Annotated in this window: 15 protein-coding genes; 7 read left to right on the forward strand and 8 right to left on the reverse strand. The window is 63.1% G+C overall.

Features of this window, described 5'->3' with window-relative positions; genetic code table 11:
- Window positions 1–13: 13 nt before the first annotated feature.
- From SJI03_RS10020 to kbl, 3 genes are read right to left on the reverse strand one after another with little or no spacing between them, the layout of a single operon-like run.
- On the reverse strand, window positions 14–1,414 hold the full coding sequence (locus SJI03_RS10020) for an L-serine ammonia-lyase (protein WP_322427055.1): 1,401 nt from the start codon (window positions 1,412–1,414) through the stop codon (window positions 14–16).
- A gap of 48 nt (window positions 1,415–1,462) precedes the next feature.
- Window positions 1,463–2,428: an NAD-dependent epimerase/dehydratase family protein gene (locus SJI03_RS10025; RefSeq protein WP_322427056.1), complete on the reverse strand. Its 966-nt coding sequence runs from the start codon at window positions 2,426–2,428 to the stop codon at window positions 1,463–1,465.
- A 20-nt stretch (window positions 2,429–2,448) separates the two neighbouring features.
- The gene (gene kbl / locus SJI03_RS10030) at window positions 2,449–3,675 is read right to left on the reverse strand and encodes a glycine C-acetyltransferase (protein ID WP_322427057.1); all 1,227 of its coding nucleotides are present in this window, start codon (window positions 3,673–3,675) and stop codon (window positions 2,449–2,451) included.
- 221 nt (window positions 3,676–3,896) lie between these two features.
- On the opposite strand from kbl, the gene SJI03_RS10035 reads away from it, so the two are divergent.
- Window positions 3,897–4,472, forward strand: coding sequence for a helix-turn-helix domain-containing protein (locus SJI03_RS10035; RefSeq protein ID WP_077403922.1), 576 nt, complete (start codon window positions 3,897–3,899; stop codon window positions 4,470–4,472).
- Window positions 4,473–4,510: 38 nt separating this feature from the next.
- Here SJI03_RS10035 and SJI03_RS10040 read toward each other — a convergent pair whose 3' ends face one another.
- The gene (locus tag SJI03_RS10040) at window positions 4,511–5,614 is read right to left on the reverse strand and encodes a PEP-CTERM sorting domain-containing protein (protein WP_322427058.1); all 1,104 of its coding nucleotides are present in this window, start codon (window positions 5,612–5,614) and stop codon (window positions 4,511–4,513) included.
- 270 nt (window positions 5,615–5,884) lie between these two features.
- On the opposite strand from SJI03_RS10040, the gene SJI03_RS10045 reads away from it, so the two are divergent.
- The 5 genes from SJI03_RS10045 to SJI03_RS10065 are packed head-to-tail and all read left to right on the forward strand — an operon-like array spanning window position 5,885 to window position 11,002.
- The gene (locus tag SJI03_RS10045) at window positions 5,885–6,811 is read left to right on the forward strand and encodes an STM4015 family protein (RefSeq protein ID WP_322427059.1); all 927 of its coding nucleotides are present in this window, start codon (window positions 5,885–5,887) and stop codon (window positions 6,809–6,811) included.
- A gap of 13 nt (window positions 6,812–6,824) precedes the next feature.
- Window positions 6,825–7,913, forward strand: coding sequence for an STM4014 family protein (locus SJI03_RS10050; protein WP_322427060.1), 1,089 nt, complete (start codon window positions 6,825–6,827; stop codon window positions 7,911–7,913).
- Complete coding sequence (locus tag SJI03_RS10055) at window positions 7,906–8,754, forward strand: STM4013/SEN3800 family hydrolase (protein WP_322427061.1); 849 nt, start codon at window positions 7,906–7,908, stop codon at window positions 8,752–8,754. Before SJI03_RS10050 ends, SJI03_RS10055 begins: the two co-directional genes overlap by 8 nt.
- Window positions 8,751–10,130, forward strand: coding sequence for an STM4012 family radical SAM protein (locus SJI03_RS10060; protein WP_322427062.1), 1,380 nt, complete (start codon window positions 8,751–8,753; stop codon window positions 10,128–10,130). Before SJI03_RS10055 ends, SJI03_RS10060 begins: the two co-directional genes overlap by 4 nt.
- Window positions 10,124–11,002 carry an STM4011 family radical SAM protein gene (locus SJI03_RS10065; RefSeq protein ID WP_322427063.1) on the forward strand — a complete coding sequence of 293 codons (879 nt, stop codon included), beginning with the start codon at window positions 10,124–10,126 and terminating at the stop codon, window positions 11,000–11,002. The genes SJI03_RS10060 and SJI03_RS10065 overlap by 7 nt, the downstream gene beginning before the upstream one ends.
- Window positions 11,003–11,067: 65 nt before the next feature.
- On the opposite strand, the gene SJI03_RS10070 is transcribed toward SJI03_RS10065, so the two are convergent.
- The gene (locus SJI03_RS10070) at window positions 11,068–13,266 is read right to left on the reverse strand and encodes a prolyl oligopeptidase family serine peptidase (RefSeq protein WP_099376939.1); all 2,199 of its coding nucleotides are present in this window, start codon (window positions 13,264–13,266) and stop codon (window positions 11,068–11,070) included.
- Between the two features lie 414 nt (window positions 13,267–13,680).
- Here SJI03_RS10070 and SJI03_RS10075 point away from each other — a divergent pair, with 414 nt between their 5' ends.
- The gene (locus SJI03_RS10075; protein WP_322427333.1) at window positions 13,681–15,468 is read left to right on the forward strand and encodes a GGDEF domain-containing protein; all 1,788 of its coding nucleotides are present in this window, start codon (window positions 13,681–13,683) and stop codon (window positions 15,466–15,468) included.
- Window positions 15,469–15,498: 30 nt separating this feature from the next.
- Here SJI03_RS10075 and SJI03_RS10080 read toward each other — a convergent pair whose 3' ends face one another.
- The 3 genes from SJI03_RS10080 to SJI03_RS10090 all read right to left on the reverse strand — a co-directional run bounded on the left by SJI03_RS10080 (window position 15,499) and on the right by SJI03_RS10090 (window position 17,886).
- Window positions 15,499–15,927 (reverse strand): DUF6386 family protein, encoded by a 429-nt coding sequence (locus tag SJI03_RS10080; RefSeq protein WP_322427064.1) that lies wholly within the window; start codon window positions 15,925–15,927, stop codon window positions 15,499–15,501.
- A complete protein-coding gene (locus tag SJI03_RS10085) occupies window positions 15,924–16,400 on the reverse strand; it encodes a DUF4262 domain-containing protein (protein ID WP_322427065.1) in 477 nt (158 codons plus the stop codon). Before SJI03_RS10085 ends, SJI03_RS10080 begins: the two co-directional genes overlap by 4 nt.
- A 97-nt stretch (window positions 16,401–16,497) precedes the next feature.
- Window positions 16,498–17,886 carry an SEL1-like repeat protein gene (locus SJI03_RS10090; protein ID WP_322427066.1) on the reverse strand — a complete coding sequence of 463 codons (1,389 nt, stop codon included), beginning with the start codon at window positions 17,884–17,886 and terminating at the stop codon, window positions 16,498–16,500.
- Between the last annotated feature and the right edge of the window lie 101 nt (window positions 17,887–17,987).

Here is a 17,987-nt window from a genome sequence, read left to right on the forward strand (position 1 = left end):
GATATTACCGCCATCAGCAAGCGGCATGGTTCACTGTAATGACGTGAACGGCCAAGCCACCCAGCGACGTTTCCTTGTACTTGTCCTGCATGTCCGCGCCCGTCTGGCGCATGGTTTCGATGACTTCGTCGAGGCTGACGAAATGCGTGCCGTCGCCCTTCAGCGCCAGCGAAGCGGCCGTAATCGCTTTCACGGCGCCCATGCCATTGCGCTCGATGCACGGGATCTGCACCAGGCCGCCGATCGGGTCACAGGTCATGCCCAGGTGATGCTCGATGCCGATTTCAGCCGCGTTTTCGATCTGCTCGTTCGTGCCGCCCAGCGCCGCCACCAGGCCGGCTGCTGCCATGGCGCACGCCACGCCCACTTCGCCCTGGCAACCCACTTCGGCGCCCGAAATCGAGGCATTGCGCTTGCATAGCATGCCGATGGCCGCTGCCGTCAGCATGAAGCGGCGCACGCCGCCCACCGGGTCGCTGGGGCGGCAATCCTGCGCGTAGTAACGCAGCACGGCCGGGATGATGCCGGCGGCGCCGTTGGTCGGCGCCGTGACGACGCGACCGCCGGCCGCGTTTTCCTCGTTGACGGCCATCGCGTACAGGCTGACCAGGTGCACGGCGTCGTGCGGCAAGTCGTTGGCGCGGTTGTCCGACGCCTTCGCCTCCTGCGCCAATCGCCACAATTTCGCGGCGCGGCGCTTCACGTTCAAACCGCCCGGCAGGTTGCCCGTCGTTTCCAGGCCGTGCGCGATACAGTCGCGCATGACGTGCCAGATGCGGTCCAGTCCTTCATTGAGTTCCGCGTCGCTGCGCTTGACGCATTCGTTCGCGCGCAGCATTTCAGGGATAGACAGGCCGCTTTCCACGCCATGCGCCAGTAACTGCTCCATCGTGTCGAAGGGGAAGACGACCCGCGCGCTGGCGGCCGACTCCACGGCCGCTTCGGCCTGTGCCTCGCCTGCCTCGCGGATAAAACCGCCGCCGATCGAGTAATACACCTTGTCGGCACGGCTGCCGTCCGCCAGTTTCAGGGTAAAGCGCATGCCGTTCGGATGTTCTGGCAAGGATTCGCTCTTGTGCCAGATCAAGCCCGTGGCAGCCGTGAATGGCACCACGTGCGTGCCCAGCAAGGCGATCTCGCCGGCCGCCTCGATGGCGGCCAGCTTGCTGTCGACGGCATCGGGCGCCACGTCCTGCGGCGTTTCGCCCATCAGGCCAAGAATGACGGCCTTGTCCGTGGCATGGCCCACGCCCGTCAGCGCCAGCGAGCCGTACAGGGCCGCCTCGACGCCCACTACCTGGTCCAGCGGACCGTATTCGACCAGAAAACGCCGCGCCGCCACCATCGGCCCCACCGTGTGGGAACTCGACGGCCCGATGCCGATCTTGAACAGGTCAAATACGCTCATATCCATGTAGTGTCTCTTTATATTAGTATGTTTTTATGAATGCCGGTGCCGGACTCAGGCTGCCTTGGCCGCCTGCCCTGCATCGACATTGGCCAGCATGTCGGTAACCATCTGTTCGACGCCGATCTGCGCCTTCCAGCCCCAGTCGGCGCCGGCCTTGCTGTCGTCCAGGCTTTGCGGCCAGCTGTCGGCGATGGCCTGACGGCTGTCCGGTTTGTAGCTGATCTTGAAGTCAGGCACCATGCGCACGATGGCTTTCGCCAGCTGCTCGGGGTTGAACGACACGCCGGCCACATTGTACGAAGAACGGATCTTGATGGAAGCTACCGGCGCGTCCATCAGTTCGATGGTGGCGCGGATGGCATCGGGCATGTAAATCATTGGCAGAGTGGTGTTCGCATCGAGGAAGCAGTCATAACGCTCGCCGCGCAAGGCCGCATGGAAGATGGCGATGGCGTAATCGGTGGTGCCGCCGCCCGGAGGCGATTTGTAGCTGATGATGCCCGGATAGCGGATGCTGCGCACGTCCACGCCATACTTGTTGAAGTAGTACTCGCACAGGCGCTCGCCGGCCAGCTTGCTGATGCCGTACATCGAGGTCGGGTCCATCACCGTCATTTGCGGCGTGTTCACTTGCGGCGTGTTCGGGCCGAAGGCGGCGATCGACGATGGCCAGAAGATGCGCAGCGGCTTGCCCGCTTCGCCCCGCTCGCGCGCCAGCTCCAGGATATTCAGCAAGCCGTCCATGTTCAGGCTCCACGCCTTCAACGGCGCCGCTTCGCCCGTGGCCGACAGCATGGCCGCCAGCTGGTACACCTGGGTGATGCCTTCATCGGCGATGATGCTCGCCAGGCCGTCATTGTCCAGCACATTCAGTTGCGCATAGCGCTTGGCCTGGTACAGATTATTCGTGCCGATGTCGCTGGCGATGACGTTGTCCGCGCCGTGCTGCTGCGCCAGCGCGCCCACCAGTTCACTACCGATTTGGCCGTTTGCGCCAATGACTAAGATGCGTTCCATGCTATTTTCCTGAATTCTTGTTAGTTGGTAGTGGTCGTGGTGGTCAGCAAACCGAGTTCCTTGCCTGCCTGCTCGAAGGCGGCCAGCACTTGCACCAGTTGTTCACGGGTGTGGGCGGCCGACAGCTGCACGCGGACCCTGGCCTGGCCCATCGGCACGACCGGGTAGAAGAAGCCCGTCACCAGCACGCCCAGTTCATACAGGCGGGCGGCGAATTTCTGCGCCACCGGGGCGTCGAACAGCATCACGGGAACGACAGGATGGGTGCCCGGCTTGATGGTGAAACCGATGCGCTCGATCTCGCTGCGGAAGAAAGCCGTGTTTTCATGCAGGCGGTCGCGCAGTTCCGTCGACTTGGCCAGGCGGGCCAAAACCGACAGCGAAGCGCCGGCAATCGATGGCGCCAGGGTGTTCGAGAACAGATACGGGCGCGATTTCTGGCGCAGGGTGTCGATGACTTCCTTGCGCGCGGAGGTAAAGCCGCCCATGGCGCCGCCCAGGGCCTTGCCCAGGGTGCCCGTGATGATGTCGATGCGGCCCATCACATTGTGGTGTTCGTGCGTGCCGCGGCCCGTCGCGCCCATGAAGCCGGAAGCGTGGCATTCGTCGATCATCACCAGCGCGCCGTACTGGTCGGCCAGGTCGCAGATCTTGTCCAGTTGCGCAATCGTGCCATCCATCGAGAACACGCCGTCCGTGACGATGACCTTATGGCGCTTGCCGGCGGCAATCGCCGCTTTCAGCTGCACTTCCAGGTCGGCCATGTCGTTATGGGCGTAGCGGTAGCGGCCAGCCTTGCACAGGCGAATGCCGTCGATGATGGAAGCGTGGTTCAGCGCATCCGAGATGATGGCGTCGTTTTCATCGAACAGGGGCTCGAACACGCCGCCGTTGGCGTCGAAGGCCGCCGCGTACAAAATCGTGTCTTCGGTACCCAGGAAGCTTGAGATCGCCTGTTCCAGTTCTTTATGTACGGTTTGCGTGCCGCAGATAAAGCGCACGGACGACAGGCCGTAGCCGTATTTTTGCGTGGCAGCAATAGACGCTTCCTGCGTCTGCAGGTCGCCGGACAGGCCCAGGTAGTTATTCGCACACATATTGATCAGGGTACGGCCATCGTCGCACACCACTTCAGCGCCCTGGCGCGAGGCGATCACGCGCTCGGGCTTGTACAAGCCCTGCTGGCGCAATTGATCGAGATTCTGTTGCAGACCGCTGAAAAAGGTGTTCTTCGCTTGCTCGCTCATGATGATCCTTGTGTATCCCTGTTGTATGTGTGGCGTCCGGGTGACCTCAGCCGCCATAGGGGGAAACAGCCGCTTGACCGGTGCGCGCACAATGCTGTACCGTGAAGCGCTGTTTGAAGTCTACACGTTTCCGTGATTTCCTTCAAAATCCACTATTTCGAACTGAAATTCAATATAGTGGATATTACCCAAGCCTTTTGAACTTTGCAAGCCACCTGCCGATGAAAACCAGCGTTTCGACCAATTCTCCGCCCGAAGTGGGCGCCACCCTGCAACGGCTGCGCCTGGCGCGCGGCCTGACACTGGAGGATTTGTCGCGCATCGCAGGCGTGTCGAAGTCCATGCTGTCGCAAATCGAGCGCGAAAAAGCCAACCCCACCATCGCCATCACGTGGCGCCTGGCCAACGCCCTGGGCGTGCAGATCGGTGAATTGCTGTCCAGCGCGGAAAAAGCCGTGGAAACCATCCGCATCACGGATGCCCACGAAACCCCCACCCTGCCCGGCGACCACGCAGGCTACGTGCTGCGCATCCTGGGGCCGATGGAACTGGCGGGCAAATACGAATGGTATGAGGTGACCTTGGCGCCAGGCGGGGAACTGGCCTCGCAGCCGCATGATCCGGGCACCACCGAGCATTTGACGGTGATCCACGGCAACCTGGAGCTGGAAGTGGGGACGGCGAAGAAAAAGGTCAAGAATGGCGGCACGGCCAGGTATCCGGCGGACTTGCCGCATACCATCAGGAATCTGGGAAAAACGGAGGGCAAGGCGCTGCTGGTGGTAATCCACCGCTAGCGCGCTGGCCCATCCTCCATCCTGTTTGGCAGAAAGTATTACGTTACGGCATCACACGGGCGCTGCCGGCGCCGGCGCCTCGCAAAGCCCAGCAAGGCCATGCCAGCCAGCAACATGGCATAGGTTTGCGGCTCAGGCACGGCGCTGACGGGATCGAGGCGGACAATCTCGCAAATGAGCGACTGGCAACGGCGCGCGGAAATCTGTCCCGCCTCGTTGATGCCGCCGACGGCCATGTAGCTCCAGCCCGCCTCTCCCTGCACCAGACTTTCCAGGCTGTAAGTCACCCCATTGCTGTAGAACATGGCGTTTGCCCCCAGCACTTGGCCCAAGCCATCCACGCCGATCGGTGTGGAGATGGATTTCAAGAACGTGTTGTTGCCGTCGGTCTTGAGAAAACCGCGCGTCCGGTCCTGGTTCCAGTCGGGGGTGACATGGCCCACCATCTGGCCCGCATTGTTGATGCCCGAAATCGTGCTCTGGTAACCGCCCCAGCCCGTCGCGCTGGTCATCACGCCATCCTTGTACATGAAGCCTTGCGAACCGCCCGGCGTCGGCGCCATCGCGGAAGCGCCGACGACGACGCCATCGTCGTTGATGCCCGTGACATAGCTATCCTTGCCGCCCAGGGTGCCCAGCGCCCGTATGCCCGTTTGCGGGTCGTACAGATAGGCTTTCGTCGTGTAGTCGAAAGTGGCATAACTGCCAAACCCCGCATTGAAGGCAACTTGCCCTGCAGCATTCATCGTGCCGGACCACGTCGTTTGCCCGGCGATATTGAGCGAGGTGGCCATGCCGCCCGACAGGATGTGCACCAGCGCATTGCCATTGCTGCCCGCAGAACGCACGAGGCTATCCCCGGCCGCATTGCTGGCAAACACCAGGTTACTCACTGCGGCCTTCGGCGCCACCGTCAACTGACTGCCCGCCGTGGCATACACCATGTCGACGCCGTCGAGCCGGCCAACGCCGTAAATCTGCCCCATGGCGCTGATGCTGCCCACGCTCAGATTGGCCAGCGATGCATTCTCGAACACGGTGACCGAAAACTGGGGCGGCGATGCCGGCGCCCCCTGTGCGAGCGCCGGCGTGCTGACGCAAGCGCAAAACAAGGGCAGCGCGATTCTCCGGATTATTTTCATTATTCCCTCCAAGAAAAATGCACGATACGATTAAATATCAAAAATGTAAACTTATTTGACAACATTGTTGCTTTCAAGGCATTCCCATTCGCTGCGTTGCCACGCAGCCGTGCGCAATAAGTCCTTTTGTCCATGCTAAGATTTCGCAATAGACAAGATTTCCAGGCCTGGATGTCTTTGCAAAGCGCCGCAGCACATCCCGGCTCGCCCCATCCTTGCTACGCCCCTGCGCGGCATCCAGGCCCCAACTGTTTTTAACGGAGCCAACCGATGACCATTTCCGACAGCACCACCACCTTCCACAACAAGAAAGTCGTCCAGTACGACCCGGACCTGCCCTTCGACGCGTCGCCTGACATCGTCTACCGCCTGTCGCTGGAATACGACGACAAGCGCAAGATGGACGAGCTGATCGCCGGTTTTCTCGCCAAGGCGGACCAGAACACGCTCGCAGCGCTGATCATCGGCATGTGGGGCGACCCGTACGAAGCGGGTGCCGACGAAGTGATCGCCGCGCTGGCCAGCCACGCGCCGCAGTTGCCGAACCTGCGCGCCCTGTTCATCGGCGACATGACGTACGAGGAATGCGAAATTTCGTGGATCGTGCAAGGCAGCTACAAGCCGCTGCTGGATGCTTTCCCGCAGCTGGAAGAACTGCGCATCCGCGGCGGCAATGAGCTCGTCATCGAACCGTTCGCGCACCAGAACCTGCGTCGGTTCACCATCGAAGCGGGCGGACTCGATCAAAAGATCGCCGAGGCGCTGGCGCAATCGAGCATGCCGCAGCTGGAACACCTGGAACTGTGGCTGGGCACGGACGACTATGGCTTTTCGGGCGACGTCGACCTGTACCGCAAGGTGCTGGCGCAGCTGAGCGTGCCGACCCTGCGCTACCTGGGCTTGCGCGACGCGGAAATCGCCGACGACCTGGCCGTCTGGCTGGCGGAAGAACCGCTGGTGGCGCAGCTCGACACCCTCGACCTGTCGCTGGGCACCATCGGCGACCTGGGCGCCGTGGCCGTGCTCAATCACACGCAGCTGGGCAAGTTGAAGCGCCTGGACCTGTCGCACCACTACATCTCGGAAGAAAACCAGGCCAAGCTGAAAGCGCTGCCCTTCGATGTGGTGCTGGACGACCCGCAGGAAGCCGATGAAGACGACGGCGAAAGCTACCGCTACGTGGCAGTCGGGGAATAAGCGGATTCACCCTTTGCACACGCATCTCACCCTGCTGGCGACACAGGGCAGCAAGCGCGTGCGCCTGATGCAGGCGGCGCGCGCGCAACTGCGCCTGCCGCCCGCGCAGGTGCTCGAATGGCGCGACTGGCTGGCGCAGCCGGCGCTGCTGGAAGCCGCCCTGCGCCAGTCCGGCCGCCTGAAAATCGAACCGCCCGGCGACGATCCTGCCGCCCATGTGCTCTTGCTGCAGGCGGGCTGCAGGCTGCTGGACCGTCCTGCCGTCGACGCGCCCGCGCATGGCCAGCTGCTGGCCATGGATGCGTGGTTTGCGGGCTTTGCCAATGCGATGCAGGGCCTGGCAAGGCAGCTGGCGGCCTTGCCGGCAATACGCGCGTTCAATGCGCCGGCCGAAATTCTCCGCATGACGGACAAGCTGGCTTGCCAGCGCCACCTGGCCGCGCACGGCGTGCCCATACCCGTCTTGCTCGGCCCCGTGCACGGCTACCAGCATCTGCAGTCGCTGCTGCACGAGCATGACCTCGACCGCGTGTATCTGAAACCGCGATATGGCTCATCGGCCTCCGGCGTCGTCGCCTACCGCAGGAACAAGGCCGGACGCCAGCAAGCCACCACCTCGGCCACCTTGTCGCGGACGGATGGCCAGACGCGTTTGTTCAACGTCAAGCGCATGGCGCGCCATGAGACGCCCGCCGACATCGCGGCCCTCGTCGACGCGCTGGCCGCCCAGGAACTGTATGCGGAAGCATGGCTGAACAAGCCGCGCTGCGGCGACAGCCATTACGACCTGCGCGTCGTGACCCTGGCGGGCCAGCCCGCGCACCGGGTGGCGCGCATCGGACAGCACATGATGACGAATCTGCACCTCGACAACCGGCGCGGCGAGGCATCTGGCCTCTTGAGCGCCGTCGACCTGGCGGCGCTGGAAGCAACTGCCATCCAGGCCGCGCGCGCCTTCCCCGCCAGCCACGTGACGGGTTACGACCTCGTGGTGCGCCAGGGCCAGGCCCATGTGCTGGAAGCGAACGCCTTCGGTGACCTGCTGCCTGGACTGCTATGGCAAGGGGCGGACACTTACGCAGCACAACTGACCCATGCTTAAAGACACACCTGCCATCCCGGACATGCACGCCCTCATCGGCAGCCACGACCTCGTCTTCATCACGCTCGACACGCTGCGCTATGACGTGGCGCAAGCCCTGTTTGAGGCGGGCGAATTGCCCGTGCTGGGACGTTTTCTGCCGCCCGGAGGCTGGGAACGTCGCCACTCGCCTGCCACCTTTACGTATGCGGCGCACCAGGCCTTCTTCGCGGGCTTTTTGCCCACGCCAGCCGCGCCGGGCCGCCATGCGCGCCTGTTCGCCAGCGCTTTTGCAGGCAGCGAAACCACCTCGCCGCACACGTTTGCGTTCGAGGAAGCGGACCTTCCCGCCGCCTTGGCCGTGCGCGGCTACCGCACCATCTGCATCGGCGGCGTGGGCTTCTTCAACAAGCAGACGGCCCTGGGCACGGTGCTGCCGTCGCTGTTCCAGGAAAGCCACTGGAGCGCCGGCATGGGCGTGGCCAGCCGCCATTCGACGCAAAAGCAGGTGGCGCTGGCCGTCGAGCGCCTGGCGGACGGCGACCAGCGCACCTTCTTGTTCATCAACGTGGCCGCCCTGCACACGCCGAACCGCGCCTACCTGCCCGGCTGCCGCGCCGACTGCCTGGAAAGCCATGCGGCAGCCCTGCGCTATGTGGATGGCGCATTGGCGCCCCTGTTTGCCGCCTGCGCCGCGCGCGCGCCCACGTTTGCCATCGTCTGCTCGGACCACGGCAGCGCCTATGGCGAAGACGGCTACCGTGGCCATAGAGTGGCCCACGACAGCGTGTGGAACGTGCCGTATGCGCATTTCTTCATCGCCCCCGATATCGATACCATTTCCCAGGAGTCCCCATCGTGAACCCTTCCGAACAACCTGGCACCCTGGCGCAGCGCATGCGCCACACGCCCTACCAGGCGTATTCGTATTCGTATCCGCACAAGGCGGCCTACCGCGCCTTGCCGCAGGCGGCGCCGCTGGCGCCCCTGTGGGCGCGGCAAGACCGCGCCGCCCTGTTCGCGTATATCCATATTCCGTTTTGCGAAATGCGCTGCGGCTTTTGCAACCTGTTCGCCATGGCACGCCCGAGTGCAGACATGGTCGAGCGCTACGTGCAGCAAGTGCTGGTGCAGATGCGCGCGCTCAACGGCGCGCTGGGCGAACGGCGCTTTGCCCGCTTCGCGCTGGGCGGCGGCACGCCCACTTATTTGTCGCCGGCGCAGCTCGATACCCTGCTGTGCGGCGCGCGCGACATCCTCGGCATCGACCTGCAAGCCACGCCGGCCGGCATCGAAGCCTCGCCCGAAACCATCACGGCGGAACGGCTTGCCGTCTGCCGCGCGCACGGCATCGACCGGGTCAGCCTGGGCATCCAGAGCTTTGCCGCCGGCGAAATGCGCGCGCTGGCCCGCCCCCAGCAAAACGCCACCGTGCATCACGCCATCGGCCTGATACGCGCGGCCGGCTTTCCCACCCTGAACCTGGACCTGATCTACGGCATCGCAGGTCAAACCGTGGCCAGCCTGCTCGCCTCCATCGACAGCGCGCTGGCCTTCCGGCCCGAAGAAATCTACCTGTATCCGCTGTACGTGCGCGAGCAGACGGGTCTCGGCAAGGTGGCGCGCCGCCAGGGAGCCGAAACGCTCAACCCCATCATGCTGGCGCGCGACGGCGACAGCCGCCTGGCCCTGTACGCGGCCGCGCGCGACCATCTGCGCGCGCAAGGCTATGAGCAGGTATCGATGCGCATGTTCCGCGCGCCCCATGCGCCGGAACAAAACGGTCCTTCGTACTGCTGCCAGAATGACGGCATGGTGGGCCTGGGCGCGGGCGCCCGCTCCTACACGGCCAACCTGCATTATTCGAGCGAATACGCGGTGGCGAGAACTGAAACCATCGGCATCATCGACAACTACCTGGCGCTGGACGAGGCGCGCTTCGCGCAGGCCGAACACGGCTACCAGCTCGATGACGAAGAACAGCGCCGGCGCTACGTGATCCAGTCGCTGCTGACGGAACCGGGCCTGGACCGCGACGCCTACACGGCGCGCTTCGGCAGCCGCTGCGAACAGGACTTGCCGCAGCTGGCCGAGCTGCACGCCTTGGCTCTGGTGGAAGAAAACGGCCCGCTGCTGCGCCTGAATGACAGGGGCTACAGCTACGCCGACACCATCGGCCCGTGGCTGGCCTCCGAGACGGTGCGCGCGCTGATGGCCGAAGGCGGCCAGGCGTGCTGACAGCGCCGGCAGAAACGCTGTCCCTGCTGTACCGGGGCACCTTGGCAAGCTGCAATTACGCCTGCGGCTACTGCCCGTTCGCCAAGAAGCGCGACAGCCGCGCCGCGCTGGCCCGCGATGCGCGCGAAGTGGCGCGTTTTACCAGCTGGGTGGCGGCACAAAAGCGGGACATCAGCATCCTGTTCACGCCGTGGGGCGAAGCGCTGGTGCGGCGCCACTACCGTACGACCATGCAAACCCTGGCAGCCTTGCCGCACGTGCGCCAGGTGGCGCTGCAGACAAATCTGTCCGGCCCCTTGAACTGGCTGCAAGGGATGGACGGCCTGGAAAAAATCGGCCTGTGGTGCACCTATCACCCGGACCAGACGACCCTTGCCCGCTTTCTCGAACGCTGCGCGCGCCTGGACGCCATGGGCGTGCGCTATTCCGTCGGCGTCGTGGCGATGAACGAACACCTGGATGCCATCCGCGCCCTGCGCGCGGCCCTGCCGGCCCACGTCTACCTGTGGCTGAACGCGTATGACCGGCGTGGTCCCGGCTATTACAGTGTGGAAGACCTGGTCTGGCTGGACGGCGTCGACCCGTGGTTCGCGCAAAACCGCCGCCCGTCGCCCTCGCGCAATAAACCGTGCCTGGCGGGCGAAGCGTCGCTGTCCGTCGATGGCGATGGCGAACTGGCGCGCTGCCACTTCGTGCCCGAACGGCTGGGGAATCTGTACGAGGACGAGCTGGCGGACATGCTGCAGGAACGCCGCTGCCCCCGCTTCAAGTGCGACTGCTATATCGGCTATGCGCAGCGCAAGGATTTGCCGTTTCAGTCCACGTTTGAAAACGGCGTGCTGGCGCGCATCGCGCCTGTGCAGCGGACGTAAAAAAGCGCGGGCCAACTGCGCCCGCGCCTTTTACTTTATAACAACTACCGAATTACTGCGCTGATTTACTGCGCCGCCACCTTGGCCGGTTCAGGCACAGTAACCGGCGTCATCTTCAGCGAACGGCTGAGGAAGCCCCAACGGTCCGCCACTTCTTCGATCTGCTTGGTCGTCGGCTTGCCGGCGCCATGGCCAGCCTTGCTGTCGATACGGATCAGCACGGGCGCCGCGCCGCCTTGCGCTGCCTGGGCAGCTGCAGCGAACTTGAAGCTGTGGGCAGGCACGACGCGGTCGTCGTGGTCGGCCGTCGTGATCATGGTGGCCGGATAGCAGCCGCCCGCCTTCAGGTTGTGCAGCGGCGAGTATTTCACCAGCGCCTTGAACTGCTCGGCATCGTCCGACGAACCGTAGTCAGGCACCCAGCCCCAGCCCACGGTGAACTTGTGGAAGCGCAACATGTCGAGCACGCCCACTTGCGGAATCGCCGCGGCGAACAGGTCGGGACGCTGCGTCATGGCCGCGCCGACCAGCAGGCCGCCATTGCTGCCGCCGCCGATCGCCAGCTTGGATGGCGAGGTGACCTTGTTGTCCACCAGCCATTGCGCCGCGCCAATGAAATCGTCGAAGACGTTTTGCTTGTTCAGCTTGGTGCCAGCCTGGTGCCATGCTTCGCCGTATTCCCCGCCGCCGCGCAGGTTGGCCATCACGTAGACACCGCCCATTTCCACCCAGGCAAGATTCGCCACGGAGAAGCTAGGCGTCAGCGAAATATTGAAACCGCCATAACCGTACAGATAGGTCGGGTTCGTGCCGTCCAGCTTCATGCCTTTTTTCGAGACGATGAACATCGGTACCTTGGTGCCGTCGCGGCTGGTAAAGAATTGCTGGCGCGTTTCAAAGGCGTTCGGGTCGAAATCGACCTTCGGCTGGCGGTACACGCTGCTCTTGCCCGATTTCATGTCGTAGCGGTAGATGGTCGCTGGCGTCGTGAAGCTGGTAAACGAGTAGAACGTTTCCGTGTCGCCACGCTTGCCGGCAAAGCCGCCTGCCGAACCGATGCCTGGCAAGGCCACTTCGCGCACCAGCTTGCCCTTCAGGTCGACGATCTTGATTTGCGTTTGCGCATCTTTCAAATAGTCGAGCACCAGCTGGTTGTTGATCAGGTTGACGGCAACGAGGGTTTCCGCGCTTTGCGGCACGATTTCCTTCCAGTCGGAGGGCAGCGGTTTACGCGTATCGATGGCGATCACGCGCGATTTTGGCGCCTTGTTATCCGTCTTGAAGAAGAACACGGGGCCGTCATTGTCGATGAACGAGTACGACGCATCGAACGCTTCCAGCAAGCCCACGACCTTGGCGTTCTTCTGGCGCAAGTCCTTGTAGAAGATGCGGTTCTTGCGTTCCGTCCCCTGCGTGGCCGTGATGATCAGGTAATTGCCGTCGTCGCTGACGGTGCTGCCGCCAAACGCCCATTCCTTCTGGTCGGGACGGTCAAAGACCAGTACGTCATCGCTTTGCGGCGTGCCGATCTTGTGGAAATACAATTTCTGGAAGTAATTGATATCGGCCAGCTTGGTGGCTTCGTTCGGCGCGTCATAGCGGCTGTAGAAGAAACCGGTATTATCCTTGGTCCACGAAGCGCCGGAGAACTTGGCCCACTGGATATGGTCCGTCAAATCCTTGCCCGATTCGATGTCGCGCACTTTCCACTCATTCCAGTCGGAACCGGAAGCGGACGTGGCATACGCCAGGTACTTGCCATTCGGGCTGATCGAAGTGCCGGCCAGCGCCACCGTGCCATCCGTCGACAGGGTGTTCGGGTCCAGCAGCAGGCGTGGCTCGTCCGTCAGTTTTTTCACCGTGTACAGCACGGCCTGGTTCTGCAAGCCGTCATTGCGGCTGTAGAAGTAACGGCCGCCCTGCTTCGTTGGCGTAGAGAAACGCTCATAGTTCCACAGCTTGGTCAGGCGCTGCTTGATCGCGGCGCGCTCGGGGATGGTGCCCAGATACGACTGCGTCAGCTTGTTTTGCGCCGTGACCCACTCGCCCGTTTCCGCGCTGTTGGCATCTTCCAGCCAGCGGTACGGGTCGGCAATGGTGGTGCCGAAATAGCTGTCTTGCTGGTCGACTTTTTTGCTGACCGGATACGTCACGGCAGCGCCGTCGCCAGCCGGGCACGATGGCATCGCGGCGCTTTGCGCCAGGGCATTGCCGCCGAAAGCGGTCATCAAGCTGAATATGAGGGTTGCACTACGTAATTGCATGGGTTGTCGTCTCATTGTTGGATGTCGGGGAAAGCATACCGCTCAAGCAAACTCTGCGGCAGCCTATGTTGACTTTCGCCAAGAGAAATCATAGCGCGGATTGCCACTTTTAAAGCACAGTTATCCGGTGGATTTGCCGTCTTTTGTTTGGGTAATTCACGTAAATTGGCGTGATAAATCTCGCTTTCGCCGGAATCGGCAAACTGACGTTCATGTAAGAAACATTATCAAAAGCAAAGTCGTTTCATCAAGCCGTCATAATTCTTCTTTACCATCGGCAACATGTTCATGGCCCGTCCAGAGGCCGTGCCGTCACGTCCGCCTATGCACACTCTCGCCCTCCCCACCGCCACCGCCGCGCCGCCCGGCGCGGTGCCATCGAACGTGGCTTACCTGAAGCCGCCATCGGTATCCATGGGCATCGAAGGGACGGATGCCTTGCACGAGATCCTGGCGGGCCGCAAGCTCAGCGCGCTGTTCCAGCCCATCATCCACATGCACAGCGGCGACATCATCGGCTACGAAGGCTTGATACGGGGGCCGTCCGACAGCCCCCTGCATGCGCCGATGAATCTGTTCAAGGTGGCGCGCGCGCATGACCTGACCCTGGAAGTGGAACACCTGTGCCGGCAAGTGGTGCTCGAACGCTTTGCAGAGCTGCAGCTGCCCGGAAAATTATTCCTCAACGTCAGCCCCGAATGCCTGTTGCTGCGCAATGCGCGCCATGGCGAAACCCTGGAATACATCGAACATATCGGCATCAATCCGGACCGCGTCATCATCGAGCTGACGGAAAACCAGCCCACGTATGATTACGAGCTGATGCGCGAAGCGGTGCTGCACTACCGCAACATGGGTTTCCAGATCGCCATCGACGATCTGGGCGAAGGCTTTTCCAGTCTGCGCCTGTGGTCGGAACTGCGTCCGGAATACGTGAAAATCGACATGCATTTCATCCAGGGCATCAATAACGACCCCGTGAAACTGCAGTTCGTGCGCTCGATCCAGGAAATCGCGGAAAAATCGGGCACCCTGGTGATCGCCGAGGGCATCGAGGCGCAGACGGAATTGCTGGTCTTGCGCGACCTGGGCGTAGCGTTCGGACAAGGCTATCACCTGGGCCGGCCCAACTCGGTGCCGGCGCGCGCCCTGCCGGCCGAAGTGGTGCAGGCGCTGGGGCGCAACGGCGTGGCCGTGTATCCGCAGCGCAGCAGCCTGGAAAAGAACGGCGCCAGCATCCGCAAGCTGCTGCACCGGGTGGCGGCCGTGTCGCCCGAGAAAAACAATAACGAGGTGTACGATATTTTCCTGAAAGACCCGAAGCTGATGATCATCCCCGTCGTCGACGACGGCATGCCGCTGGGACTGATCAGCCGCTTCGAAATGATCGACCACTTCGCCCGCCCCTACCAGCGCGAACTGTATGGCAAGAAATCCTGCAGCCTGTTCATGGATGCCACACCCCTGATCGCCGACCACGAGACGAGCTTGCAGGAACTCAGCTACACCATGGTGCAATCGGATGCCCACCACCTGTTCAACGGTTTCATCATCACCGAGCACGGCCGCTACCTGGGCATGGGCACGGGACACGACCTGATGCGCGAAATCACGCAGATGCAGATCAATGCAGCCCGCTACGCCAACCCGCTGACGCAACTGCCCGGCAACGTGCCCATCAACGAACATATCGACCGCTTATTGCACAGCGGCAGCCGCTTCTGGGTCTGCTATTGCGACCTCGACCACTTCAAGCCCTTCAACGATGTGTACGGCTACCGCAAGGGCGACGACGTGATCCAGCTGACGGGAGAAATCCTCAGCAGCCATTGCGACCCGAACCGCGACTTCATCGGCCACATCGGCGGCGACGATTTCATGATCCTGTTCCAGAGCGAAGACTGGGAAACGCGCTGCCAGGCCATGCTGGACGACTTCGCTGCCGCCATCCTCGCCTATTACAGCACGGGCGACTGCGAACGGGGCGGCTACATCAGCGAAGACCGGCAAGGCAAGAAAGTGTTTTATTCGTTGATCAGCCTGTCGCTGGGCGTCATCAAGGTCGAGGCGCACCAGTACTACACGCACCATCAAATTGCCACGCAGGCGGCCGAAGCAAAGAAACAGGCAAAGAAAATCCATGGCAACAGCCTGTTCCTGGACCGACGGCAAGGCGCGGGCGCGGCCCGCATGGATGCGTAGCCAGGGGCAATAGCAAGAAGCTCAACGGAATCAGATGCGTACGAGGTCGCCAAACGCATTGCTGCCGCGCGCATCGGGCACGAATGCCAGGCTGATGCGCGCGCCATCGCGGCGCGCCTGCACGCGGTAGCTGCCTGCGGGCACGTCCACGAACAGGCCGCCGTAGGCCGTGTCCGGTTCCAGGCCGCCGCCCGTGACGTCTTCCCCGGCGCCGATGAAGACGCGGCCCGAGGCGATCGTCAGATGCACGACTACCTGTGGCTCGGCAAGTTCGGCGTGCAAGGCAATGTCATACGCGCCGTCGCCGCCAACGTTGAAAAACGCCACCTGCCCCGCATTCACGGCCGCCAGTTCCGCGCTGGGGAGGCTCCACCAGTCGCAGTCCTCTTCCAGCTTGTGGCGCAGGAGCGCCGGGTCGAACACGCACACGGTGGCCGTGCCGGTCACAATACTCGTCATGCCGCCAGCGGCGCCGATCCCAGCAGGGGCTGGCTCTCCACGTACTGCGCACTGGCTTGCGCCTGCCACGGAAAATGGCCATCGCGCGACGGCCAGACGATCTGGTACAAGATAAAATCATCGCCCTGGTAATACCAGCGCGCATAGCCGACATAGTTGCGATACTGCTCCACGGGCACGCGCACGAAGGCGCACTGATGGCCTTCCAGCAAGACGTCCGTGGTAGCCGTGAAATCCGTGATGGCGCCGCTGCGCGCGGCGTCCAGCGCCACATCGAGTATCTGGTGGGCCATGGCGCGCGGCAAGCCCATGATGAGAAATTCAGGCTGGCCAAAGCTGTGGCAAGCGCCTATGGTAAAAGCATAGCCGGGACCTTCCTCATCGGCACTGATGTGGACGCCATGCCAGCCATGCGTGGCGATGTCGTCGATGACTTTTTGCTCGGATGCATCCTCGCCTGCCTGCCTTACCATGTTCCACCTTTCACTGTGCCGAAAACCATGCCGCCTTCGCGACATGCCTGCCAGCAATTATCGCATGCAGCGCGCGTCCACGTGCACAGCCCACGCTTCAGTCGCGCGGCGGCCGCGGTGGAAAGCGCACCTGGTGCCATTGCCGCATGCGCTGCTGCGCCTCTTGCAGCTGCGCCGGCTCCAGCCTGGCGGCAGCCGCTTCCCGCGCCCTGGCCGCCCCGCTATCGCCGCCCTCAGCCGCCAGCGCCAGCCACATGTAGCCGCAAACGGGATCCTTCTCCACGCCGCGCCCGCTGTTGTACATGCCGCCCAGGTTGTATTGCGCCAGCGCATGACCCTGGCCGGCCGCGCGCGCATACCATTGCACGGCCAGGCCATCGTCTTGATGCACACCATGACCGTTCGCATACATGACGCCCAGGTTGTTTTGCGCACTGGCATCGCCCTGCTCGGCCGCCGTGCGGTACCAGCGCACGGCGCACACCTCGTCGCGTTCGACGCCCTGGCCATTGGCATACATCACGCCCAGGTTGAACTGCGCATTCGAGGCGCCCTGGGCCGCCGCCCTGGCATACCAATCCAGCGCCTGGCGCAGGTCGCGGACGACGCCGCGTCCGCCCGCAAACATGCCGCCCAGATTGTATTGCGCCATGCAATGGCCTTGCATGGCGGCACGCCGGTACCAAATGACCGCGCGCGCCTCATCCTTGTCCACGCCCTGGCCACGCGCCAGCATCAGGCCCAGGTTGAACTGGGCGTCGGCGTCATCCTGCTCGGCCGCCCGCTGCAGCCAGGCGTAGGCGCGCAGCTGGTCGGGCGCCACGCCCAGGCCTTCCGCATACGCCACGCCAAGTTGCCGCTGCGCCACGGCCAGGCCTTGGGCGGCGGCCTGACGGAACCAGGCCAGCGCCTGCGCATCGCTTTGCGCCACGCCCTGGCCCCGCTTGTAGACGAGCCCCAGGTTCAGCTGCGCCTGCGCATCGCCCTGCAAGGCGGCCTTGCGGAACCAGGCCAGGGCCAGCGCATCGTTCTTTTTCGCGCCCAGCCCTTGCGCATAGGCTTCGCCCAGCAACGATTGCGCACTGGCCACGCCCTGCTCGGAAGCGCGGTAAAACCACGCCAGGGCCAGCTCGTCGCTCTGCAGCACGCCGCGTCCCTTGCGGTACATCTGTCCCAGGTTTTGCTGGGCCGAGGCATCGCCCTGAGCGGCCGCGCGGCGAAACCACAGCACGGCGTCCTCGTCGCTCTGTGCCACGCCGCGGCCATGGTAATACAGGGCACCCAGGTGATTCTGCGCGAAAGCCAGCCCTTGCAGCGCGGCCAGGCGCAGCCAGACAAAGGCACGCGCATCGTCCTGCGCCACGCCTTCACCCTTCTTGTACATCAGGCCCAGGTTGAACTGGGCATAGGCATTGCCCTGCTCGGCAGCCGTGCGGAACCAGATATACGCTTCGTGGCTATCTCTGGCAGTATGGTGCTTGTCCATGTGCGCCCCCATCCACATTGCGCTTGCCGGCAGCACGCGCAAAACGGCGGCCCAGGGCGGCGAAATCGTGTGTTGCTTAAATTTTAAATTCGATGCGGGGG

The organism is Janthinobacterium sp. GMG1 (assembly GCF_034427795.1).
GTDB lineage: Bacteria > Pseudomonadota > Gammaproteobacteria > Burkholderiales > Burkholderiaceae_D > Janthinobacterium.

Coding starts and splice junctions, on each gene's coding strand:
- SJI03_RS10035 (WP_077403922.1), top strand. CDS start 3,897: ATGAAAACCAGCGTTTCGACCAATTCTCCGCCCGAAGTGGGCGCCACC.
- kbl (WP_322427057.1), bottom strand. CDS start 3,675: ATGAGCGAGCAAGCGAAGAACACCTTTTTCAGCGGTCTGCAACAGAAT.
- SJI03_RS10090 (WP_322427066.1), bottom strand. CDS start 17,886: ATGGACAAGCACCATACTGCCAGAGATAGCCACGAAGCGTATATCTGG.
- SJI03_RS10075 (WP_322427333.1), top strand. CDS start 13,681: ATGGGCATCGAAGGGACGGATGCCTTGCACGAGATCCTGGCGGGCCGC.
- SJI03_RS10045 (WP_322427059.1), top strand. CDS start 5,885: ATGACCATTTCCGACAGCACCACCACCTTCCACAACAAGAAAGTCGTC.
- SJI03_RS10055 (WP_322427061.1), top strand. CDS start 7,906: ATGCTTAAAGACACACCTGCCATCCCGGACATGCACGCCCTCATCGGC.
- SJI03_RS10040 (WP_322427058.1), bottom strand. CDS start 5,614: ATGAAAATAATCCGGAGAATCGCGCTGCCCTTGTTTTGCGCTTGCGTC.
- SJI03_RS10025 (WP_322427056.1), bottom strand. CDS start 2,428: ATGGAACGCATCTTAGTCATTGGCGCAAACGGCCAAATCGGTAGTGAA.
- SJI03_RS10080 (WP_322427064.1), bottom strand. CDS start 15,927: ATGACGAGTATTGTGACCGGCACGGCCACCGTGTGCGTGTTCGACCCG.
- SJI03_RS10020 (WP_322427055.1), bottom strand. CDS start 1,414: ATGGATATGAGCGTATTTGACCTGTTCAAGATCGGCATCGGGCCGTCG.
- SJI03_RS10085 (WP_322427065.1), bottom strand. CDS start 16,400: ATGGTAAGGCAGGCAGGCGAGGATGCATCCGAGCAAAAAGTCATCGAC.
- SJI03_RS10070 (WP_099376939.1), bottom strand. CDS start 13,266: ATGCAATTACGTAGTGCAACCCTCATATTCAGCTTGATGACCGCTTTC.